This window comes from Massilia horti (genome assembly GCF_004614195.1).
Taxonomy (GTDB): Bacteria; Pseudomonadota; Gammaproteobacteria; order Burkholderiales; family Burkholderiaceae_D; genus Telluria; species Telluria horti.
In genome coordinates this window covers 70,381-92,695 of record NZ_SPUM01000023.1, presented here as the reverse complement: position 1 = coordinate 92,695, position 22,315 = coordinate 70,381, and the positions used below count along the sequence as shown (strand labels likewise).

Here is a 22,315-nt window from a genome sequence, read left to right as displayed (position 1 = left end):
ATCAGCGGGCGGTCGATTGATCGGAGAGTGTCTGTGTTGGAAGGCCTGCCACCTGCGCGCGCGGTGCGCGCCGTCAGGTGGGGCAAGGCCCCTGTTCCTCCTTGTTTCTCTCGGATCTGACATTGCGGGTCGCGGCGCTGATCTCCTCCAGGGGCAGCTTGGGCGTGCGGTCCGCGTTGAGCAAGCCGTTCGCCTCCTGGAAGGTGTCGGCGAACTGCGTGTAGCAAAAGCCGCTGAACATGAAGGTTTCGTTCACCACCTTCAGCAGGCTGCGGTACAGCGCGAGGAAGCTCTCGGCCGTCTGGGCACGCGAATAGCCCCAGGTATGCGCGTCGGGATGCGGCGGCTGGCTCGGATCGTAGGCGATGCCGCCGAACTCGGTCAGCACGATCGGCTGGCCGCGGTGCGGAAAGCCATCCAGCGTCAGGATCCGTCCGCCCGGGCGCCGCTGGTCGAACAGCGTGCGCACCGGATCGTTGACCTCGTAACGCGCTTTCAATTTTTCGGGATCACAGTCGTAGTCGTGGATGCCCAGGATGTCGGTGGCCGACGCCTCCCAGCCATCGTTGCCGATCACCGGACGCGTCGCGTCGAGCGTGCGCGTCAGGTGGTACAGCGCCTCGACCGCGTTGCGGTGGGCCTGGATCAGGGTCAGGTTCGGCACGCCCCACGATTCGTTAAACGGGACCAGCACCACGATGCACGGGTGGCTGTAGTCGCGCGCCAGCGCCTCGGTCCACTCGCGCACGATGCGCGTGATCGCGCGCGGCGAAAAGCGGTACGGCGACGGCATCTCTTCCCACACCAACAGGCCCAGGTGGTCGGCCCAGTACATGTAGCGCGGGTCCTCGATCTTCTGGTGCTTGCGCACGCCGTTAAAGCCCATCGCCTTGGCCAGTTCGACGTCGCGCTTGAGGTGCTCGTCCGACGGCGCCGTCATGAACGACTCCGGCCAGTAGCCCTGGTCGAGCACCAGGCGCAGCGGGTACGGCCGGCCGTTGAGCATGATGCGGTCGCGGTTGATCGAAATCGAGCGCAGCGCGGTGTACGAGCGCACCCGGTCGACCACCCGGTCGCCGTAGTGCAGCGTCACCTCGGCATCGAGCAGCGTCGGCCGCTCCGGGCTCCACAAGAGCGCGTTGCGCGAGTCGTCGATGCCCGGGTCCGACAGCGCGATCTTGCGGTTGGCCTCGCCCGCCAGCACCTTGTAGTGGTCGTCCGCCAGCAGCTGCTCGCCGTGCCAGATCTTGACCTCGACGAACATGTCCTCCTTGACGTCGCCGGCGGCGAACACCTCGCAGCCGATCTCGAACGTCTCGAAAATCGGGGTCCAGCGCAGCGACTGGATGAAGGTGCGCGGCACCTGCTCGACCCACACGGTCTGCCAGATGCCGGTGGTGCGCGGATACCAGATCGAATGCGGCTCGAGCAGCCAGTCCTGCTTGCCACGCGGCTTGGCCAGGTCGAACGGGTCGTCCTCGACGAACACGGTCAGGGTCTGCCGGCCGTCGGGCCGCAGCGCATGGCTGATGTCGGCCGCGAACGGCGTGTGCCCGCCCTCGTGCTCGGCCACCAGATGGCCGTTGACCCAGACCCGCGCCGCATAGTCGACCGCGCCGAAGTGCAGGATCGTGCGGCCGCCATCCGGCGGCAGCTGGAAGTCGCGCTCGTACCAGCAGTAGCGGTGAAAACCGGTGTCGCCGACGCCCGAGAGCGTCGTCTCGGGCGCGAACGGCACGTTGATTTCATGGGTCCAGCCGGTCACGCCATGCGGCATCCTGCATTCCAGGTTGTCGTCGAAACGGAAGCGCCATTTGCCGTTCAGGTTCAGCCAACGGTCGCGCACCAGCTGTGGGCGGGGATACTCAAACTGGCTCATTGTTTTCCTTTCTCTCGGTCGGCACCGGGATCAAGACCCGGCCCTGTCGTCCATTCCTGTTGTATTTCGACAGCGCGGCCTGGGCCGCATCACGCGCCGCGTCGGCGCGGCACAGCGCCACGCAGGCGCCGCCGAAGCCGGCTCCGGTCAGGCGCGCGCCGTGGACCCCGGGCTGGGCGCGCAGCAGCGCGACCAGTTCATCCAGCTCCGGGATCGACACCTCGTAGTCGTCGCGCAGGCTCTCGTGCGATGCATTCATCAACTCGCCAAAGCGTGCCGCGTCCACGCCGCCGGCCGCTTCCAGCACGCGCAGGTCCTCGCGCACCACGTGGCGCGCGCGCCGGCGCAAAGGCTCGGGCAACTGTTCGACCACCGTGGGGTCCGTCACGTCGCGCAGGGCCTGCACGCCCAGCTTCCTGGCCGCCTCTTCGCACTCGGCGCGCCGCTCGTTGTACTTGCTGGCGGCCAGTTTGCGCGGCACGCCCGAGTCGGCCACGATCAGGGCCGCATCGGGCGGCAGCGGCACCAGCCGGTGCTCGAGCGTGCGCGCGTCCACGAACAGCATGTGCGCCCGGTCGGCCAGGCTCGCGGCCATCTGGTCCATGATCCCGCAGTTCACGCGGGCGTATTCGATCTCGGCGCGCTGCGCGAGCCGCGCCAGCTTGACGTCGTCCAGTTCAAACCCGAGCAGCATGCGCAGCGCGCGCAGGGTGGCCACCTCCAGCGCAGCCGAAGACGACAGGCCGGAGCCGACCGGCAGATCGGTCGAGCAGTACACGCGCAGCGCCGGCACCTGCACGCCCTCGCCTTCGACCAGCCGGATGCATCCCTCGATGTAGCTGGCAAAACCCGGCGGCGCGCTGCCGTCCTGCGCGAAGGTCACGCTCGCATCTAACGTGGCCGAATAAAAATGGTGGTGCTCATCAAAGCTGCGGCTCAACGCCACCGTGGTGCGCTGGGGCGTGGCGACCGGCAGCATGAAGCCGTCGTTGTAGTCGGTGTGTTCGCCCAGCAGGTTGACGCGGCCCGGCGCCGAGGCATTCACCTCGGGCGCGCCGCCGAAAAAGCTGTCCGTCGTTACGCTCATCTCGCCTCCAGCCACAACGGCCGCATGCGGCCTTGCACCTCGGTCGCCGGCCAGGCCGGGTCGCAAGTCAGGTTCTCCAGCCCGGACTGGCCGAGCAGGAAGGTGTCTTCGATCTTGATGCCCTCAAAACCCGGGTTGAACGCGAACGCCATGCCGGTTTCCAGCTCGGTCGCGCTGGCGTCGGTGGCCATAATCTCGCGCGCCCGGTAGCCGGTGATGCCGCCCTGGTGATGTTCGCGGATCGCCCCCTCGCGCCCGACGTGGCGGTAGGCCTGGGCCAGTGCGTGGTACGCCGCCGACAGCGAATTGCCCGGCTTGAGTGCGGCAAGGCCGGTGGCCTCGACCGCCATCAGGTCGGCCTGCTCCTGCCGCGGGGCCGGACCGAAACAGACGTAACGGGTCAGGTTCGCGTACAGCCCGTGGCGGCGCGCGCAGAACACCAGCATCGCGCGGCTGCCGATCGCCTCGCTGGTCGGCAGCGGATGGCGAAACAACGGCAGGCGCCGTTCGCCGGCGGCCAGCAAGAGCGCCGGCTCGATCCCGCGCCGCCACAGGGCGCGGGCGCCTTCGGCCGCCAGATCCAGTTCGCTCCAGTCGGGGCGCGCCTGGGATATCGCCTCGGTCATCGCCTGCGCCGCTGCCAGGCCGAGCGCGCGGTAGCGTTCCTGCTCGGGCGCGGAAAGTACCAGGCGGTGCAGGCGCAGCGCGGGCGGCAGCGGCGCTTCGCCCTCGCGCGGACGGTCCGACAGCACCGGGCGGTTGGCCGCGGCCTCGCGCACATAGTCGTCACCCAGCGCATCGCCCAGCGCGCCACCCTGCGCGCGCTGCTCCCACGGCGCCACGTGGAAGCTGAACCCGGGCGGCACCTCTTCCGCGCGCAGGCGCGCAGCCTCGATCTCGTCAGTCAGCACGCACGCCTCGGCGCGCGTGACCAAGAGCTCGGCCACCCCGGTCTCGAGCGCCAGCAGCACCGCGTTCGAGCCGCCGGCGGTGAGCCACGCGAACCAGTCCACCCCGCGCAGGCGGATCGCGCCGGCATCCTGCTGGTCCAGCGCGGCGCGCAGCAGCGCCAGCTTGTGCGCCACTTCGCGCACCGGCGCCACGGCCGCGCTCATGCGCCTTCCTCCAGCCGCACGGCGACCTGCTGCAGTTCGTAGGCCGTGGTTTCGGGCAGCACGTCCATCGCGAACATGCCGGCGCCCAGTTCGGTCCCGGCCAGGAACTTGAGCCGGTCGCGGGTGCGGTACGGCGGGAACAGCTCGGCGTGCAGCTGGGTTTCCGGATGCGCCCCGCCATCGGTGGGCGCCTGGTACCACGCCATCAGGTACGGGAACGGCCGGTCCCACAGGCCCTCGTACTTGAGCAGCACGGTCTTGAGCGCGCGCGCCAGAGCCTCGCGCTGGCGCGGAGTCAGGCTGGCGAAATCCTTGCAGGGGCTTGATGGCATTACCCACGTCTCGTAGGGATAGCGCGCGCAGGCCGGCACGAACGCGACCGCGTATTCGTCCTGGTACAGCACGCGCTTGCCGTCGGCGACCTCGTCGCGCGCCATGTCGACCAGCAGGCTCGAGCCATGCTGCAGGTAGTATTCGCGCTCCTGCGCCAGCATCTTGGCCGGCACCGAGGGCACGAACGGATAGGCATAGATCTGGCCGTGCGGATGGTGCAGCGTCACGCCGACCTCGGCGCCGCGGTTCTCGAACGGCAGCACGTAATGGATGTGGTGCCTGCCGCCGATGCGCGTGGTGCGGTCGCCCCACACCTGCAGCAACAACTCGATGCGCGACAGCGGCAAGGTGGCCAGCGCCGCCACCGGGTCCTGGGTGAACACCACCACTTCGCAATGGCCGTTGGCGGGCGCGGTCGGCACCGTCAGCCCCGTCGGCGGATCGTGCGAATCGAACGCGAGCGAAGGAAAGCGGTTGTCGAACACCGCGATCTCGTAGTCGCCGGCCGGCATCTCGGTCGGGTGCGCCGGATCGCTCGTCGGCGCCAGCGGGTTGTATTGCGGCGGCGGCTGGTAGGTGCGGTTCTGGCGGTAGGCCGCGTAGGTCACCCACTCGCCGCGCAGCGGATGCCAGCGCAGGTGCGGGTTGGCGTTCTGGGGTTCCTGGAACGGGCTGGGCGCGACGAGGCCGTCAGGAATGGGCTGATTACTGTAGAGAGTGAGGTGGCGTCCGTCCGGCTTGATCAGTTCTTTGATATGCATGGCATTGATGAAAATGTCGAGCATTACTGGGTGCGACGCACAGCTGCAACGGGTGCGATTCGCGGGCTAAGAAACCGATCCTATCATGCTCTTTTCGCCACTTTTTCTGGACAGAAGGATTGCATTTTCCACATATAAAGACATCGAAACCGTCCGGAATCAGGGTCTCCGCCCGCCCCGCCCCGCCCTCCTAGGGAAATAGCCGCGATCACGCCTTTCTGTCACTGGCGCCAACGCCTTGCGTAGGCCCAGACCTACAGGACGAATAGAAGGTTTTACGGGGACCACCGGGGTGTACTCCTACGGAGCGAGGCATGAAACGGGCCGCCGGGCACTATCGCAACAGCGATCCCGGCCGGGCAAACCGGGGGGCTCGCCGCGCGCGTCACACGGGCCCGCATTGCGGTATCGTTTTGTCCAATCACCTCAAGACCAATCGGAGAACAACCGGCCATGACAATCAGAACCATCAAGCGGCTGCACCAGGCGGTGCGCGAAGACATCGGCGACCTGATCACGCAGCGGCCGCTGCCCAATCCGATGCTCCCCCAGATCGATCCCTTCCTGTTCCTGAACCACCACGGCCCGCAGACCTATCCGCCGCACAACCAGGGACTGCCGTTCGGGCCGCATCCGCACCGCGGCTTCGAGACCGTCACCCTCATCCTGGCGGGCACGCTTGCCCACCGCGACAGCGCCGGTTTTGAGAACGTGATCGAGGCCGGGGGCGTGCAATGGATGACGGCCGGAAGCGGCATCGTGCATGCGGAAGTATCACCGGAACAATTCAAGCGCGACGGCGGCCCGCTCGAGATCCTGCAGATGTGGGTGAACCTGCCGCGGGTGCTGAAGATGACCCCGCCGCGCTACGCGGGCGTGCAGCGCGACCGGATCCCGGCCATCGAACTGAACGAAGGCAGCGGCACGCTGCATCTGATTGCGGGTGAGTGGAACGGCACGGCCGGGCCGATCCACTCGCTGACCGGCGTATTCATGAGCACCGTCGAGATGCGAGCTGGCGCCAGGCTACGGATCGGCAACCTGTCCGGGCGCGCGATCTTCCTGTATGTGGTGCGCGGCATGATCGACATCGACGGCGACAAGGCGGGCGCCATGCACCTGGCCGAACTGAACGAGGAAGGCGAAGAGCTGTACATGTCCGCCGAAATCGACTCCCTGATCGTGCTGGCGCACGCCGAACCGATCAACGAGCCGGTCGCGGCGTACGGCCCGTTCGTGATGAACAGCTGGGACGAAATCACGCAAGCGATCGAAGACTACCGCGCCGGCCGCTTCGGCGCGGTGGCATAGGTCTTATTTGGCCGCCATGGACACCGTGACGTCGGTGGCGAACGGGATCTCGTTAAACCGCAGCATCATCGCGTTGTCGCGGGTGGCGAAGGTGTTCGGTGCAATCGGCACGATCTCGGCATTGTCGTCGCCGATCGTGGCATACAGCTTGCGATGCTTGGCTTTGACCTTCAGCACGCGGCCATCGTCCAGGCCATAAACGCCCTGCACGCCATCGAACTCGAACGGGCGCAGCTTGTAGGCAGAGGTCGAGGCCACGACCGGCACGCTGGTGATTGCATCGTTGACGGCATTCTGGTTATCGGCGGGCGCAGCGAACGCGAAGGCGGGTACGGCGGCAGCGACGAGCAGGGCGAGTGTGAGTTTGTTGCGCATGATATTCAATCCTTATGGTGGAGTATGAGAACGAATCGGTCTGATCCCGATCCTCGTTTTTCACGTTCACCGGAACTTCGACGTCAGGCGAACGAGGCCAGTGTATCGATCTTGAACGGCGCGTAAACGGCGTTTGGAATGAAATGCAAAAAGGGTGGGATGAGTGGCGCATTTCAGGCGACAGATGGAACGCGTACCAAGACATATGCATCGGGCGCATGTGCATTAGAGTACGAGAATAGAGAAGGCGAGCGAGGCTGCCATATGCATCCCATTGAACTTGTCGTGACCACCCGCGGCTACCCTCACAAAGGTCAGGTGATCGAGAACGTGCATATGGGTTCGGTAGCCGTGGTGGACACTGCCGGCCGCCTGCTGTGGTCGGCCGGCGACCCCGGCTACATGACCTTTACCCGCTCCGCACTCAAGCCATTCCAGGCCCTGCCCTTCCTGCTGTCCGATGGCCCCGCGCGGCTTGGCCTGTCGCGCGAAGAACTGGCGTTGCTGTGCGCCAGCCATTCCGGCGAAGCCAGGCACGTGCACATCGTGCGCGGCATCCTTGCCAAGATCGGTGTGGACCAGGACGCGCTCGAATGCGGCTGCGCGGTGCCGCTCTACTTCGACGCGCTGGGCCAAACGCCGCCGCCCGGGAAGCGCTGGACGCCGCTGCACCACAACTGCTCCGGCAAACACAGCGGCTTTCTGGCCTGGTGCCGCCTGCATGATCAACCCACCGCCGGCTACGTCGACCCGGATCACCCGCTGCAGCAGGCGGTGCGGGCCACGCTCGCCGAAAGCGTACAACTGCCGCAGGACCGGCTACCGATCGGCATCGACGGCTGCTCTGCGCCGAACTACGCGCTGCCGCTGGCGCGCCTCGCGCACCTGTATGCGCGCCTGGCGCAAGGCGCGCGCGACCAGCGCCTGGGCGGCGCATTGGAGATGCTGTTCGACGCGATGACCGCGCGGCCCGATCTGGTATCGGGCCAGGCGCGCAGCGACCTGTTCCTGATGACGGCCGGCGGCGGCGACTGGGTGACCAAGATCGGCGCGGACGCGGTGCAGGCGATCGGCGTGCGCTCGGCAGGCATCGGCATCGCGATCAAGATCGCGGATGGCGCCAGCCGCGCGCTGCACACCGCTACCTACAGCGTGCTCGACCAGCTCGGGCTGCTCGACGCGACTGCGCGCGCGCAGCTGGAGCGCTACCGCCAGCCGCCGATCACCAACGCACGCGGCGTGGTGGCGGGCGACATCCGGCCGCTGTTCACCCTGCGGCGCGCGTAAGCCGACCGCAAGCCGAACGGCGGGCGCCATGATGACGCCCGTAGGGTGCGCACCCGTGCACACGCGGCCATTTGCGCTGTGTTATCGATCGAACCGAGTCCGCAACCGATGACGGGCTCAGAGGGAGTAAGCGCTAACACAATTCAAACGTCCGCGTGCGCACAGGTGCGCACCCTACGTTGGCTCCGAAACGCGCTTAGGGTGCGCACCCTACGTGAAGTAGTGAATCCGCTGAGCCCGCCTTTACCTTTTCCGTTGCACCAGTTAAACTACATAGCCATCTATCGATTCGCTGACTAATCATGTCCCAGCTACCTGATTCGACCCCGGAAGAACGCTTCGCCGCCGCCCTGCATGCGACCGCGCGCAGTTGGCGCCTCGCGCTCGACGCGCGGCTCAAGGACCTTGGCGTGGGCCAGTCCGGCTGGCTGACCATCGCCATGATCGCCAAGTCCAAAGTCGACCTGTCGCAGCGCGCGCTGGCCGACCTGCTCGCTGTCGAAGGCCCGTCGGTGGTGGCGATGGTCGACCGCCTGGAGCAAGCTGGCCTGGTCACCCGCGCCCCCGACCCGGGCGACCGGCGCGTCAAGCTGGTGCTCCTGACCGATGCCGGACGCGCCCTGTACGCCAAGGTGCGCACCCAGGCCGACGCGTTTCGCGCCTCGGTGCTGGCCGGCGTCGATCCGGACGAGCTGGCGGCCGCCACCAGGCTGCTCGAGGCGCTGCGCGAACGCATCGAGGAACCGCTGTGACCGCTGCAGTCTCGGCGCCCGACTCGGCGCCACTCAACCGCCGCATGATCACCCTGTCGATCATGCTGGCCACCGTCATCCAGGCGCTGGACGGCACCATCGCCAACGTCGCGCTGCCGCACATGCAGGGCAGCCTGTCGGCGTCAGGCGACCAGATCACCTGGGTGCTGACCTCCTTCATCGTCGCCGCGGCAATCGCCACGCCCCTGAACGGCTGGCTGGTGGACCGCTTTGGCCTGAAGAACGTGTTCCTCGCCTCGGTGGCCGGCTTCACCGTCGCCTCGGTGCTGTGCGGGATCTCGGCCACGCTGGCCGAAATCGTCATCGCACGCATGCTGCAGGGCGTGTTCGGCGCGGCGCTGGTGCCGCTGTCGCAGGCGGTCCTGCTCGACATTAACCCGCGCGAGAAGCACGGCTCGGCCATGGCGGTGTGGGGCATGGGCGTGATGATCGGCCCCATCCTCGGCCCTTCGCTGGGCGGCTGGCTGACCGACAGCTACAACTGGCGCTGGGTGTTCTTCATCAACGTGCCGGTCGGCGCGCTCGCGTTCTACGGCATCCTGCGCTACATCCGCCCCACCGCGGCGGCACGCCGGGTCAGGTTCGACACCTTCGGCTTCGTCACCCTGTCGATCGCCATCGGCGCGCTGCAGATGCTGCTCGACCGCGGCGAACAGAACGACTGGTTCGGCTCCACCGAAACCTGGGTCGAGGCGATCCTGCTGGCGCTGTCCCTGGCCTACTTCATCGCGCACACCATCACCCGCGCGCCGGGCACGTCGTTCGTCGACTTTCGCCTCTTGAAGAATTCGAACTACGTCACCGGACTGCTCCTGATCTTCATCGTCGGCATGGTGCTGTTCGCCACCCGCGCGCTGATGCCCACCATGCTGCAAGGCCTGATGGGCTACCCGGCGCTGCTGGCGGGCCTGGTGACCGCACCGTCCGGACTAGGCACGATGCTGGCGATGCTCGTCGTCGGCCGGCTGACCGGGCGCGTCGACTTTCGCATCCTGCTCGGTGCGGGCTTTGCGATCACCGCCTTCTCGCTGTGGCAGATGACCCGGTACACGCTGGTGCTCGCGCCCGATAACATCGTCTGGCCGGGCGTGGTCCAGGGGATCGGCCTGGGCCTGGTGTTCGTGCCGCTGTCGGCCGCCACCTTTGCCACGCTCTCGCCCCAGATGCGCGCCGAAGGCACGGCGCTGTACAGCCTGGTGCGCAACATCGGCAGCTCGATCGGCATCGCGCTGGTGCAGACGCTCCTGACCCGCAACACCCAGACCGCGCACGCCGCGCTCGGCGAGCACGTCGACCTTGCCAACCCTGCGCTCGCCGCGGCCTCAGGCGGGTATGACCTGGCCAGCAGCGCCGGCGCCGCCATGCTCAACGCCGAGATCACGCGCCAGGCGTCGATGATCGCCTACGTCGACGACTTCTGGCTGATGATGATCCTGACCGCCGCCGTGATCCCGATGCTGGCGCTGATCCGCCCGCCCAAGCGCGGCGCGCCGAGCGCCACACCGGAAGCCGCGCACGCCGATTAACCATGAAAGCCTGAACCACGTTGCGACTCTTTTCCCCTGCTCTTGCGGCCGCGCTGACGGCCGGCGCCTTGCTGGCATTGGCCGGCTGCGCCCACGTACCGGCTGACACCGCCATCCCCGCCACGCCCGACTTCGCCCGCGTCCAGCACGCAGCCTCCATCAAGCTCGCGCGCGACGCGTGGCCCGTGCGCGAATGGTGGCGCGAATACCGCGATCCCCAGCTCGACAATCTGGTCGCGCGCGCCCTGAACGACGCCCCTACTTTGGCGGTGGCCCGCGCACGCCTTGCCGCGGCACGTGCCGCGGTTGCCGGCGAGCGAGCCGCCGCGGGCGTACAGACCGGCCTGACGGCGGGCCTGAACCGCGAACGCTATTCCTCCAACGGCCTGTTCCCGCCGCCGATCGGCGGGGCCTGGTTCAACGACACCTCGGTGCAGGTCGGCGCCGCCTACGAATTCGATTGGTGGGGCCGGCACCGGGCACAGGTGGCGTCCGCGCTGGGCGAAGAAAACGCGCGCCAGGCCGAGGCAAGCCAGGCCGAACAGCTTCTCACCGCCGCCGTCGCGCAGAGCTACTTCCGCCTGCAGATGCTGTGGGCACGCCAGGACAACGCGGACCAGCTGGCCCTTGAACAGCGCCAGCTGGTCGAGGACCGCACTGCGCGCATCAAGCACGGGCTGGCCACCATCGACGAACGCCGCAGCGCCGAGCTGGAACTGGCGACGCTGCTCGAGCAAGCCAGCCGCTACCAGACCCAGGCCGCGCGCGAACGCGAAACCCTGCGCGCGCTGATCGGAGCCGACAGCGAAGCGCTGGAAAACCTGCAACGCCGTGTGCCGCTGTCGGCGCCCGGCAGCCTGCCGCAGCAACTGGGAATCGAACTGCTGGCGCGCCGGCCCGACCTGCAGGCCGCGCGCTGGCGCGTCGAGTCCGCACTCGGCCGGGTCAAGGCCAGCGAAGCAGCGTTCTACCCGAGCCTGAACCTGTCCGCCGCGATCGGCCTGGACTCGGTCTCGCTTGAGAAGCTGCTGCGCTACGGCAGCCGCACGCTCCTGGCTGGCGCCGCGCTCGACCTGCCGCTGTTCGACAGCGGCCGGCTCGAAGCGGGCCTCGCAGCCGACCGCGCCCGGCGCGACGAGATCATCGCCGACTACAACCAGTCGGTCGTGGGCGCCGTGCGCGAGGTGGCCGAGGAAGGCGCCACCCTGCAGGGCATCGACCAGCAGCAGAAAACCCACCTTGGCGCGGTGCTGGCCGCGGCGCAGCTCGAGGACCATGCCAAGGCCCGCTTCAGCCAGGGCCTGCTCGATCGCGCAGCCCTGATCCAGGCGCGCATCGGCGTGCTGCACCAGCACGATGTCAGCCTTCAAATCATCGATGCCAAGCTGCAGACCCAGGTCGCGCTGGTCAAGGCGCTCGGCGGCGGCTACCGCGCCGCGCCAACGCAGGCCGTATCCGCACAACATTAAATCCAGTTCGCCCACATGACTACCGAAATCACTGCACCCAACCAGACCAAGCGCCGCGCCCTGATGCTCGGGATTACCGGATCGTTCGTCGCGGCCGGCCTGGCCTTTGGCGCCTACCACCTGCTGGTGCTGTCCAAGCACGTCGAGACCGACAATGCCTACGTCGGCGGCAACCTGGTGACCGTGACGTCGCAGGTGAACGGCAGCGTGATCGCGATCGGCGCCGACGAAACGCAGATGGTGCAAGCCGGCGCCGAAGTCGTCCGCCTCGATCCGTCCGACGCCGAAGTGGCGCTGGCCCAGGCCGAAGCGCGCCTGGGCACGGTGGTGCGCCAGGAACGCGGCCGCTACACCAGCGTCGGCCAGCTCGACGCCGCTGTCGCCCAGCGCAAGGTGGCACTCAAGGCCGCACAGGAAGACCTGGCGCGCCGCACGCCGCTGGCGGCAAGCCAGATCGTCTCGGGCGAGGACCTGGCGCATGCGAAAAGCGCAGTCGACGAAGCGCGCGCCGCGCTCGACGTCGCGCTCGGGCAGCTCGCGACCGCACGGGCCGAGGTATCCGGCGTGGACCCGGGCGAGCACCCCAACGTACAGGCGGCCAAAGCCGATTACCTCGCCGCCTGGCTGGCCGCGCGCCGCACCGCGGTGCTGGCGCCGGTCTCCGGCTACGTCGCCAAACGCAGCGTGCAGGTCGGCAGCCGCATCGCGCCGGGCACTGCGCTGCTGTCCATCGTCCCGCTCGACCAGCTGTGGGTCGACGCCAATTTCAAGGAATCGGAACTGCGCGACATCCGCGTCGGCCAGCCGGCCACCATCGAGGCCGACATCTACGGCAGCAAGGTGCGCTACCACGGCAAGGTGGTCGGCCTGTCGGCCGGCACCGGCAGCGCGTTCTCGCTGCTGCCCGCGCAGAACGCGACCGGCAACTGGATCAAGGTGGTGCAGCGGGTGCCGGTGCGCATTGCGCTCGACCCGAAGGAACTGGCGGCACACCCGCTGCGCGTCGGGCTGTCGGCCACGGTGGCCGTGGACATCACGCACAAGGAAGGCAGCGCGCCCGGCCTGCCCGCCGCGCCCGCCCCGGCTTTGGCGACCGCCGTGCTGGCCCAGCCGCTGCAACAGGCGCGCTCTGCAACCGAGGCGATCGTCAGGAAGAATTTGGCCAACTAAGACAGCCGGCAGCGATGAATGACGTGCTCTTTCCCCGCTACGCCGCCGCGATCGGCGCGGCGGACCTGGCGCGGATCGCCACCCCGGCGCAGATTCCGGACGCGTTCACGCTCACCGGCGAAGGACGCCTGCGCGCCTGCTACATCCCGTTCGAATCGGTCAACACTGGCGCGCGCGTCGTCATCGTCGGCATCACGCCCGGCTTCAATCAATGGAAGAACGCGATTAAGGAGGCGCAGCGCCAACTATCCAGCGGCGCCGATCCCTTCCTGGGCCGCAAGGACAAGGCGGCCCTCTCCTCCAAGACCGACAGCGGCCGGATTGATGCCGCGCGCGTTGCCCTGCTGGCGCAGATGGCGGCGCTGGTGGGCGGCCAGGTGCGCTGACCCTGCCGACGTTGGCGTCCCGCCAGCGTTGACCGCGTGCGCACAGGTGCGCACCCTACGGCTGCCGACGTTGGCGTCCCGCCAGCGTTGAGCGCGTGCGCACAGGTGCGCACCCTACGGACTTCGGCATGCCACCGTAGGGTGCGCACCTGTGCGCACGCGGTACGCCCGCATCCCGCCGGCGCCGGCCGCCACCTCTTCTGGATCGCGATTACGGCCTCCTCAACCTGCATTCGCAACGATCGAAACCTGTGTCTGGCAAGGCGCCGCCACCCCCTCTTTTGTTACAGCCTGCATCGCCAAAAGTTACCTTCCCACTATGACTTCCCAGAACTGTTGTATGCATGCTAAATTCTATGGCGACCGACATTCCGGAATGTTACCATCCAGAAAATCGTCTTTCTGAACACAAAAATCAATCCTTCATCTCGCAGCGGGTTTTTTCCCCGCCTGGAGCAACATTATGGCTAAGCCGCTGGGAGTCCTTGGGTCCGGATGGGTCGATCGTTACATCGGCGCCATCCAATGGTTCATTCCACTGGACGCCCAACATGACACCGCCCAGTTGACCCGCGCGCAAAACGTCGTCAACGCGGTGGTCATGGCGGCCCTGTCCGGCCCGCTCTACGCGCTAGCCTACTTCCAGCTCGGCTTTCACAGCGCGGCCTACGAAATCCTGGCCTGCTGCACCTTCATGTTCATCGCGCCATTCCTGCTGCGCGCGACGGGCAGCATCGTGCTCGCGCGCGAAGTATTTCTCTGCGCGGTTTTCTTCAACTTCACCTGGCTCACGTACTACCTGGGGGGCGTCAACGCGCCCACTGTCGGCTGGCTGATCACCGCGCCGGTGGTCGCGATGTTCCTGGGCGGCGTGGGCACCGCCCTGTTCTGGCTGGCGATGAGCTGCGCCGCGGTCGGCGTGATCTACGGCCTGCACGTGGCCGGCGTGCCGGCGCCGCCGCATCCGGTCAAGGACATGCAGCTGTTGTACCTGCTGTGCGATATCGGCCTGTACGTGGTGGTGGTCGTGTTCGTGCTGCTGTTCGAGCTGACCAAGACCCAGGGCTTCATCAAGCTCGAACAGGCGCTCAAGATCATCAACGAGCTGGCGATCCGCGACGAGCTCACCGGCAGCCATAACCGCCGCCACCTGATCAAGCTGATCGAAAACGAAAAGGAGCGCACCGCGCGCCTGGGCAGCCTGTTCTGCCTGTGCCTGCTCGACATCGACTACTTCAAGCGCATCAACGATACCTACGGCCACTCGGCCGGCGACACCGTCCTGCGCGAGTTCGCGGCCACGGTGCAGCGCCAGATCCGCGAAAGCGACTCCTTCGGACGCTACGGCGGCGAGGAATTCCTCCTGATGCTGCCGGAAACCTCGATCGACGAAGCCAGGGCGCTGGCCGAGCGGGTGCGCACGCAGATATCCAAGCTCGCCTTTTCCAGCCTGCCCGACCTATCCGTCACGGTCTCGATCGGCATCGCGGAATTTCGCACCAACGAGTCGATCGCGCAGACCGTCGGGCGCGCCGACGAGGCGCTGTACCTGGCCAAGTCGAACGGCCGCGACCAGGTGGTGTGCTACGGCCAGCAGGACATGCCGGGACTGCCCGACCCCAGGCCGATCTCCTCGCTGCCGCCGGCCCTGATCGACGCCGCCGGCTGCGACACCCTGACCGGCCTGCTCAACCGCCGCATGCTGCGCGACCGCCTGCGCCACGCGATCGAGCGCGCGGTCCGCAACCGCAACATGGTCGGCCTGATGCTGCTGAACGTGAACAAGTTCAAGGAAGTCAACGACGCCTTCGGCTACGAGGGCGGCGACGCGGTGCTGGTCCATGTCGGCGCCACCACCCGCGCCGCGCTGCGCGACTGCGACACCATCGCGCGCTGGAGCGGCGACGAGTTCGTGGTGCTGCTCGAGGACCTGAGCCACGAGTCCGACGCGGTGCAGGTGGCCGAAAAGATTCTCGACTGCTTCCGCCTGCCGTTCACGGTGCAGGACCGCGCCTGCTTCGTCACCCTCTCGATCGGCATCGCGGTGTACCCGAACGGCGGCGCCGACGAGGACACCCTGCTTAGCCATGCCGACATCGCCATGACCCGCGCCAAGTCGTGGGGCGAGAACATGATCCAGGTGTACGCATCCGAACCGCAGTCGGCGCCGAACGAACGGCTCGACCTGAAGAACGGGCTGCGCGAAGCGCTCGGCGGCAGCCAGCTGTTCCTCGAATACCAGCCGCAGGTCGACCTGGCCAGCGGCGCCATCGTCGGCGTCGAAGCGCTGCTGCGCTGGCAGCATCCGGATCTGGGCCGGATCGAACCTGGCCGCTTCATCCCGCTGGCCGAGGAGACCGGCATGATCGTCGCGATCGGCGGCTGGGTGCTGCGCACCGCCTGCGCCCAGCAGCGTGCCTGGGTCGCGGCCGGCCTGCCGGCGCTGAAGGTCGCGGTCAACCTGTCGGCGCGCCAGCTCAAGGACCCTTGCCTGGTGGCCAGCGTGCTGGGGACCATCGCCGACACCGGGATCGACCCGCACTGCCTCGACCTGGAGGTCACCGAAAGCATCCTGATCGAGGACCCGGCCGCTCACCTGGCGACCATGACCAGCCTGCGCGCGCTCGGCGTGAAGATTTCGATCGACGATTTCGGCACCGGCTATTCGAGCCTGAACTACCTGTGCGAACTGCCCGCCGACGTGCTCAAGATCGACGGTTCGTTCGTGCGCCGCCTGGCCCAGCATGCCAGCGGCTCGCGTTCGCACGTACTGGTCGAATCGGTGATCGACATGGCACATCGCCTGAACCTGCGGGTGATCGCGGAGGCGGTGGAGACCGCGGACCAGGTGCAGGAGCTGCGCACCATGGGTTGCGACGAGGCGCAAGGCTTTTATTTCAACCGTCCGCTGCATGCGGACCGGATCGCGGCGCTGCTCGAACAGCAGCAGGCGCGCATCAAGGCGCAAGGCCCTCTGGCCGCGTGAGAGCAGAGAGAAAAAGGACCCATCATGATCAGTCAAGCCCAGGATCCAGTCGAACGCGATGAGTCGGCCGACGCGCAGCAAGAGTGGGAGCGCGAGATCGACGCCATGCTCGACGCAGGCGCCCTGGACGGCAATGCCGCCCAGTTTGCCCAGCCGCGCGGGGCCGACCTGATGCGCCGCATCGACGCGCTCGAAAGCTGGCACGCGGCGCGCAGCAGCCACGGCGTGTGGCAGTACTCGCGCGCGCTGGACGGCGCGCCGCACCCGATCGCCAGCATCCGCGACGAAGCCGGAGCGGCCGCGCGCGGCGTCAATTTCGCCTCGCAGGACTACCTGTCGCTGGCCTCGCACCCGGCGATCCTGGAGGCGGCCGAACGCGCCCTGCACGACGCCGGCCCGCACAGCGCCGGCTCGGCCGTCCTGCTCGGCAATACTGAATATTCGCTGCGCCTCGAGCGCGCGCTGGCAAGCCTGCTGGCTACCTCCCACATCACGCTGTTCCCCACCGGCTGGGGCGCGGCGTTCGGCGCCATTACCGCGCTGGTGCAGCCGGGCGACCACATCGTGATCGACCAGTTTGCCCACGCCTCTCTGCGCCAGGGCGCAAGCGCCAGCCGCGCCAACGTGGTGGTCAACCGCCATCTCGACGTCGCCCACGTGCGTGAACTGCTGGGCGCGATCCGATCGCGCGACAGCGACAACGGTATTCTGGTGGTGACCGAAGGCCTGTTCTCGATGGATTCGGACAGCCCCGACCTGCCCGCGCTGCAGGTGCTGTGCCACGAATACGGCGCGACCCTGCTGGTGGACGTCGCGCACGACCTGGGCGCGCTCGGTCCCGGCGGCAGCGGCGCGATCGGCAACCAGGGCATGCTCGGCAAGATCGACATCGTGATGGGCGCGTTTTCCAAGACTTTCTCGTCCAACGGGGGCTTCGTGGCCACCGCCAGCCGCTCGGTCAAGCGCCACCTGCAGCTGTTCGCCGGCCCGCACATGTTTTCCAATGCGCTCTCGCCGGTGCAGGCTGCGGTTATCCTCGAATGCATCGGTATCATACAATCGAACGAAGGCGACGACCTGCGCGCCGACCTGCTGCGCAATGTGACGCTGATGCGTGAGCTGCTGGCCGGGCAAGGGCTGCACTGCATGGGCGAACCGTCGGCCATCGTGCCGGTCCTGATCGGCGACGAACAGGTCTCGCGCCTGGTCGGCAAGCTGCTGTTCCGCCAGTCGGTGTTCGTCAACCAGGTCGAGTTTCCCGGCGTGCCGCTCGGCGCTTCGCGCCTGCGGCTGCAGCTGATGGCGAACCACAACAGCCAGCAGGTCAAGCGCGGGGCCCAGGTCATCGGCGAAGCGGTGGCGCGCGCGCAAGACGCGCTGGCCGCCGCACAGGCCCGCCATCCAACCCGAAAGGCACAACAGTTTGGAACACGATAATAACGAAAAGCTCCAGCACACAGCATCCCTGACCGAGCGGCTGCGCGACCATGCGCGCCGCACGCCGCAGCGCCTGGCCTACACCTTTTTGCGCGACGATGGCAGGATCGACGAGATCACTTACGGAGAACTGGAATGGCGCGCCGCCGGCCTTGCCTCCACCCTGGCCAAGCGCGCCCCGGCCGGAAGCCGCGCGCTGCTGCTCTACCCTGCCGGCCTTGAATTCATCACCGTCTACCTGGCGTGCCTGTTGGCCGGCCTGATCGCGGTACCCGCCACCATCCCGCACAAGACCCGCGCCTCGCGCCGCCTCAAGGCGCTGTTGGATGACGCCGATCCCGCCCTGATCCTGACCCGCAGCGACTGCGAGGCGGCGATCATGGCCAGCCTGTCGCTGGTCGATGCCGCCAACCGCGCATGCCTGGCGACGGACACCCTGGAGCTTTTCGAAGCCGCCGCGCCGCTTCCCACCGTCCAATTGGGGGCGACGGCCTTCCTGCAGTACACCTCCGGCTCGACTTCGCTGCCCAAGGGCGTCGAGATCACGCACCTGAACATCGCCTCCAACGTCGAGGCGATCCGCCACGGATTCGGCTTCACTCCCGACACCGTGATGGTCAGCTGGCTGCCGCTGTTTCACGACATGGGCCTGATCGGCAGCGTGGTCACGCCGCTGTACGTGGGCTTTCACTGCGTGCTGATGTCGCCCGCCGCCTTCCTGAAGAATCCGCGCATGTGGCTGGAGGCGATCTCGCACTACCGCGGCACCTGCGCCGGCGCGCCCAACTTCGGCTGGGACTACTGCGCCAAGAAAATCGACGAACAACACAAGGAAGGGCTGGACCTGTCCAGCCTCACGGTCGCCTACAACGGCTCCGAGCCGATCCGCGCCGCCACCCTGCGTGAATTTATAAACGCGTTCGCCCGCTGCGGCATGCGCTCGACCAGCCTGTTCCCCTGCTACGGCATGGCTGAAACCACGCTGTTCGTCGCCGGCGGGCCGCGCGGGCGCGAGCCGCTGGTGCGCACCGTCAGCAAGTCGCTGCTCGAAGGGAACCGCATCCGCGACATCGACGCCGACGACCCGGACGCGCGCGCAATCGTCAGTTCCGGCCACGTCGCGCCCGGCTACCGGGTCGCGATCGTCGATCCCGACACCCGCCGCCAGGTCGCCAGCAACCGCGTGGGCGAAATCTGGGTCGCCGGCCCGAGCGTGGCGCGCGGCTACTGGCAACGCCCCGACGCCACAGAGGCTGCGTTCGGCGCGCGAATGGCCGGCTCGGATACCGGGCCGTTCTTGCGCACCGGCGACCTGGGCTTCCTGCATGACGGCGAACTGTTCATCACCGGGCGCCTCAAGGACCTGGTCATCATCAACGGACGCAACGTCTACCCGCAGGACATCGAGGAAGTGATCGAGGAAGCGATCGACTTCATCGAACCGAACATGTGCGCCGCGTTCCCGGTCGAGATCAACGGCCAGGAACGGCTGGCGATCGTCGCCGAGGCCAACCGCAGCCTGGTACGCGCCGCCCAGCAGGCCGGCGCCAGCAAGGAAGACAAGCTGCGCGCCAAGGACGACTACCTGGCCAGGATCGAACAGACAGCGCAGCACATCTGCAAGATGATCGCGCAGCAGTTCGACGTCTCGGTGTCGTCGATCGTGTTCGTCAAGCCGGGCACCTTCCCGCGCACGACCAGCGGCAAGGTGCAGCGTTCGCGCTGCAAGGAACTGGCGCTGCAGGGCCAGCTCGACCTGGTCTACGTCATGCCCGGCAGTATCTTCGACCGCCGCGGTGCGCGCGACGCGCTGCCAAGCCAGCCGCCTGCGCTGCCGCCGGTCCCGAGCGCGCCGGCCGCGGTGCCCGAGCCCGAACCGGCGCTCGCCGCATCTGAAAACAGCCAGGCCACCGCCGATGCGATGATCGCCTGGTTCCGCGATTACGCGCAGCGCCGCATCAACTCGCGCGTCATGGACGAGCGCCGCACGGTGCCGCCCTACGTGGTGCTGGACCTGGGCAACCATGGCTTCTTCGGGCTGCAAGCGCCGCGCCAATACGGCGGCGCGGCGCTGGCCACGGTCGACCTGATGCGCGTGCTCGAACAACTGGCCGCGGTGGACCTGACGGTGGCGACCCTGGTCGGCGTGCACAACGGCCTGGGCCTGCGCCCGGTGCTGCAATTTGCCGCGCCCGCCGCGCGCGAACGCCTGCTGCCAATGCTGGCCGCGGGCCGCCAGCTCGCCGCGTTCGCGCTGACCGAGCCAGCCGCCGGCTCCAACCCGGCGGCGATGCGTGCGCGTGCCGTCAAGACCAGCGGCGGCTGGCGCGTCACCGCCGAAAAGCAGTGGATCGGGCTGGGCTCCTGGGCCGGCGTGACCACCCTGTTCGCCAAGGCGACAGACGAAAACGGCGGATCGCTCGGCACCATTGCGCTGCTGGTCCCGGAAGACACGCGTGGCCTGGTCCAGGGACCGGAAGCGCTGACCATGGGCATGCGCGGCATGGTGCAGAACACGGTGCTGATGAACGACGCCTTCGTGCCGGACAGCGCGGTGCTGGGAAGGGTGGGCGATGGCATGGACGTCGCGCGCGACGCCATGCTGTTCAGCCGCCTGGGCATCGGCGCCATGTGCGTCGGAGCCATGAAGCGCTGCGCCCAGCTAATGGCGCGCTATGCGTCGCGGCGCGAGATCGGCACCGGGCTGCTGCTTGAAAACCCGGTCACGATCGCCCGCCTCGAACGCGTGAACGCCGGCATCCACGCCTGCGAAGCGCTGGTCTACGCGATCGCCGAACAGATCGACGCCGGCGCCGCGGTGCCGCCCGATGCCTACCTCGCCTGCAAGACCGCGACCACCGAGCTGCTGGGGCAGGCCGCGGACGACCTGGTGCAACTGCTCGGCGGACGCGGCTACATCGAATCGAACATCGCCCCGCAGATCCTGCGCGATGCGCGCGTGCTGCGCATCCTCGAAGGCCCGACCGAAACCCTGTACGCGCACCTGGGCGCGATGCTCGCCCAGCCAGACAGCGCCGCCGCCGGCTTCATCGGCGGCACGCTCGAGCACCCGGAACTGGCCGCCCAGCTGGTCCTGACCGCCAGCACGAACCGGGTCGCCACGCTCACCGGCAAGCGCATGTTCGAAACCCAGGCCGCGATGACCCAGTGGCTCGACTACCGGCACGGCGAGCTGGCGGCGACGGCATTCCTGCTGGCCGCTGCGGAACGCCGCGCACGCGCCATGCCTGGCCTCGAAGGCGCCGCCCTCGCCTGCGCCTGGGCGCGCCGGCGCTACGACGCCCTGTCGCAGGCGATCACGGCCGAACTGGCAGCCCGCACTCCGTACAGCGCCAGCGCTGCCGTGCTGCGACAGGTAAACGGCTACCTGGATGCGATCGGCGACGTTGAACAGGCGCTGCCCGGCGAGGGTGTTGAGCTCGATGCCGCACTGCGCCAGGAGCAGCGCGCGCAGGAAGCAGGCGCAAGCCTGCCCGATGCAGCGCAGCCGGCGGTGCAGGCGCGACCCGCCGGCCGCGAAGAGGCCCCGGCGCCGCTGCGCGACCTGGTCCAGTCCTGCATACAGAAATGGCTGCGCAGCGAAGGGCGTTTGGCCGATACCGCACTCGATGCCGATACCCCGTTCACCTCGATCGGCATTGATTCGCTGGCCAGCGCCTCGATTGCGGTCGACCTTGAACAGCAGACCGGCGCGACGATTGCGCCGGAACTGCTGTTCGAGTACCAGACCGTGAACTCGCTCGCGAGCTACCTGGCCGCCCGCCTGCCGCAAGACGTGGAAGGACAACCTGCATGATCCTCACCTGGTTCGACCGCATACTCCCGGCGCAGCTCCCGGACGGTGCCGAACGGCGCGCCGCGCGCCACCTGGCGCTGCTGGCCACGATCACGGCCGTCAGCGCGCCGCTCCTGATGGTGATGTATCACCTGCTCGGGTTCGACGCGGCCGGCCTGGTGGTCCTCTGTGGCGGCGCGGTGATGGCCCTCACGCCGATGCTGCTGCGCGCCGGCGCCCCGCTGGCGCTCGCGCGCGACGTGTTCATCGGCGCGCTGTTCCTGCTCAAGATATGGCTCGCGCTGCACCTCGGCGGCCTGGGCAGCTCGACCGTTCCATGGTTCGTGCTGTGCCCGATGGTGGCGGTGCTGATCGGTGGCGCCCGGCCTGGGCTGACGTGGAGCGCGCTGGTGCTGGCCGTGCTGGTTGGACTGTTCTTCGCCGGCCGCGCCGGCGCCGTCGAAACCTTCCCGGTGGCCGATCGACAGGTGCTCGATTTCATCGGGCACGCCGGTCTCGTCATTCTCGCGACCATCATCGTGCTGTGCATGATGACGCGCGACGAGGTGTCGCCGGCGGGACGCAAGCACTGACCGAATTCGGCCTCACGGGCGGTGCCCCCGT

The 22,315-nt window shown here is 67.9% G+C and carries 16 protein-coding genes; 11 read left to right on the top strand and 5 right to left on the bottom strand.

All coding sequences use genetic code 11. The features are described from left to right. Positions 1–73: 73 nt before the first annotated feature. Genes E4O92_RS03710 through galT form a run of 4 tightly spaced genes read right to left on the bottom strand, consistent with a single transcriptional unit; the run spans position 74 to position 5,199 of the window. Positions 74–1,879, bottom strand: a complete 1,806-nt coding sequence (locus tag E4O92_RS03710; protein WP_135188403.1) for a glycoside hydrolase family 2 protein — start codon at positions 1,877–1,879, stop codon at positions 74–76. Then, the gene (gene galK / locus E4O92_RS03705; protein ID WP_135188402.1) at positions 1,866–2,966 is read right to left on the bottom strand and encodes a galactokinase; all 1,101 of its coding nucleotides are present in this window, start codon (positions 2,964–2,966) and stop codon (positions 1,866–1,868) included. Before galK ends, E4O92_RS03710 begins: the two co-directional genes overlap by 14 nt. Next, positions 2,963–4,081 carry a M24 family metallopeptidase gene (locus E4O92_RS03700; protein WP_135188401.1) on the bottom strand — a complete coding sequence of 373 codons (1,119 nt, stop codon included), beginning with the start codon at positions 4,079–4,081 and terminating at the stop codon, positions 2,963–2,965. The genes galK and E4O92_RS03700 overlap by 4 nt, the downstream gene beginning before the upstream one ends. Beyond that, positions 4,078–5,199 carry a galactose-1-phosphate uridylyltransferase gene (gene galT / locus E4O92_RS03695; RefSeq protein WP_229483002.1) on the bottom strand — a complete coding sequence of 374 codons (1,122 nt, stop codon included), beginning with the start codon at positions 5,197–5,199 and terminating at the stop codon, positions 4,078–4,080. Before galT ends, E4O92_RS03700 begins: the two co-directional genes overlap by 4 nt. Positions 5,200–5,628: 429 nt before the next feature. On the opposite strand from galT, the gene E4O92_RS03690 reads away from it, so the two are divergent. After that, a complete protein-coding gene (locus E4O92_RS03690) occupies positions 5,629–6,486 on the top strand; it encodes a pirin family protein (protein ID WP_135188400.1) in 858 nt (285 codons plus the stop codon). Positions 6,487–6,489: 3 nt separating this feature from the next. Here E4O92_RS03690 and E4O92_RS03685 read toward each other — a convergent pair whose 3' ends face one another. Continuing rightward, entirely contained in the window at positions 6,490–6,861 is a 372-nt protein-coding gene (locus E4O92_RS03685; RefSeq protein WP_135188399.1) for a hypothetical protein, read from the bottom strand. Positions 6,862–7,125: 264 nt separating this feature from the next. On the opposite strand from E4O92_RS03685, the gene E4O92_RS03680 reads away from it, so the two are divergent. The 10 genes from E4O92_RS03680 to E4O92_RS03635 all read left to right on the top strand — a co-directional run bounded on the left by E4O92_RS03680 (position 7,126) and on the right by E4O92_RS03635 (position 22,284). Next, positions 7,126–8,148 carry an asparaginase gene (locus tag E4O92_RS03680; RefSeq protein WP_135188398.1) on the top strand — a complete coding sequence of 341 codons (1,023 nt, stop codon included), beginning with the start codon at positions 7,126–7,128 and terminating at the stop codon, positions 8,146–8,148. Positions 8,149–8,450: 302 nt separating this feature from the next. Beyond that, the gene (locus E4O92_RS03675) at positions 8,451–8,900 is read left to right on the top strand and encodes a MarR family winged helix-turn-helix transcriptional regulator (RefSeq protein ID WP_135188397.1); all 450 of its coding nucleotides are present in this window, start codon (positions 8,451–8,453) and stop codon (positions 8,898–8,900) included. Positions 8,901–8,944: 44 nt separating this feature from the next. Continuing rightward, positions 8,945–10,447, top strand: a complete 1,503-nt coding sequence (locus E4O92_RS03670; protein WP_135188412.1) for an MDR family MFS transporter — start codon at positions 8,945–8,947, stop codon at positions 10,445–10,447. A 20-nt stretch (positions 10,448–10,467) separates the two neighbouring features. Next, positions 10,468–11,916, top strand: coding sequence for an efflux transporter outer membrane subunit (locus tag E4O92_RS03665; RefSeq protein WP_135188396.1), 1,449 nt, complete (start codon positions 10,468–10,470; stop codon positions 11,914–11,916). 15 nt (positions 11,917–11,931) lie between these two features. After that, complete coding sequence (locus E4O92_RS03660) at positions 11,932–13,086, top strand: HlyD family secretion protein (protein ID WP_135188395.1); 1,155 nt, start codon at positions 11,932–11,934, stop codon at positions 13,084–13,086. 14 nt (positions 13,087–13,100) lie between these two features. Continuing rightward, a complete protein-coding gene (locus E4O92_RS03655) occupies positions 13,101–13,472 on the top strand; it encodes a hypothetical protein (protein WP_135188394.1) in 372 nt (123 codons plus the stop codon). Positions 13,473–13,935: 463 nt separating this feature from the next. Further along, positions 13,936–16,458 carry a bifunctional diguanylate cyclase/phosphodiesterase gene (locus E4O92_RS03650; protein WP_135188393.1) on the top strand — a complete coding sequence of 841 codons (2,523 nt, stop codon included), beginning with the start codon at positions 13,936–13,938 and terminating at the stop codon, positions 16,456–16,458. Between the two features lie 24 nt (positions 16,459–16,482). Beyond that, the gene (locus tag E4O92_RS03645; protein WP_135188392.1) at positions 16,483–17,895 is read left to right on the top strand and encodes an aminotransferase class I/II-fold pyridoxal phosphate-dependent enzyme; all 1,413 of its coding nucleotides are present in this window, start codon (positions 16,483–16,485) and stop codon (positions 17,893–17,895) included. Beyond that, positions 17,882–21,712: an AMP-binding protein gene (locus E4O92_RS03640; protein WP_135188391.1), complete on the top strand. Its 3,831-nt coding sequence runs from the start codon at positions 17,882–17,884 to the stop codon at positions 21,710–21,712. The genes E4O92_RS03645 and E4O92_RS03640 overlap by 14 nt, the downstream gene beginning before the upstream one ends. Continuing rightward, positions 21,709–22,284, top strand: a complete 576-nt coding sequence (locus E4O92_RS03635) for a hypothetical protein (RefSeq protein ID WP_135188390.1) — start codon at positions 21,709–21,711, stop codon at positions 22,282–22,284. Before E4O92_RS03640 ends, E4O92_RS03635 begins: the two co-directional genes overlap by 4 nt. Positions 22,285–22,315: the final 31 nt, after the last annotated feature.

Excerpts from the sequence above, each read along its gene's own strand:
- E4O92_RS03710 (WP_135188403.1), bottom strand. The coding sequence starts at position 1,879 with ATGAGCCAGTTTGAGTATCCCCGCCCACAGCTGGTGCGCGACCGTTGG.
- E4O92_RS03670 (WP_135188412.1), top strand. The coding sequence starts at position 8,945 with ATGATCACCCTGTCGATCATGCTGGCCACCGTCATCCAGGCGCTGGAC.
- galK (WP_135188402.1), bottom strand. The coding sequence starts at position 2,966 with ATGAGCGTAACGACGGACAGCTTTTTCGGCGGCGCGCCCGAGGTGAAT.
- E4O92_RS03655 (WP_135188394.1), top strand. The coding sequence starts at position 13,101 with ATGAATGACGTGCTCTTTCCCCGCTACGCCGCCGCGATCGGCGCGGCG.
- E4O92_RS03650 (WP_135188393.1), top strand. The coding sequence starts at position 13,936 with ATGGCTAAGCCGCTGGGAGTCCTTGGGTCCGGATGGGTCGATCGTTAC.
- E4O92_RS03680 (WP_135188398.1), top strand. The coding sequence starts at position 7,126 with ATGCATCCCATTGAACTTGTCGTGACCACCCGCGGCTACCCTCACAAA.
- E4O92_RS03690 (WP_135188400.1), top strand. The coding sequence starts at position 5,629 with ATGACAATCAGAACCATCAAGCGGCTGCACCAGGCGGTGCGCGAAGAC.
- E4O92_RS03685 (WP_135188399.1), bottom strand. The coding sequence starts at position 6,861 with ATGCGCAACAAACTCACACTCGCCCTGCTCGTCGCTGCCGCCGTACCC.
- E4O92_RS03645 (WP_135188392.1), top strand. The coding sequence starts at position 16,483 with ATGATCAGTCAAGCCCAGGATCCAGTCGAACGCGATGAGTCGGCCGAC.
- E4O92_RS03700 (WP_135188401.1), bottom strand. The coding sequence starts at position 4,081 with ATGAGCGCGGCCGTGGCGCCGGTGCGCGAAGTGGCGCACAAGCTGGCG.
- E4O92_RS03675 (WP_135188397.1), top strand. The coding sequence starts at position 8,451 with ATGTCCCAGCTACCTGATTCGACCCCGGAAGAACGCTTCGCCGCCGCC.
- E4O92_RS03660 (WP_135188395.1), top strand. The coding sequence starts at position 11,932 with ATGACTACCGAAATCACTGCACCCAACCAGACCAAGCGCCGCGCCCTG.
- E4O92_RS03635 (WP_135188390.1), top strand. The coding sequence starts at position 21,709 with ATGATCCTCACCTGGTTCGACCGCATACTCCCGGCGCAGCTCCCGGAC.
- galT (WP_229483002.1), bottom strand. The coding sequence starts at position 5,199 with ATGCTCGACATTTTCATCAATGCCATGCATATCAAAGAACTGATCAAG.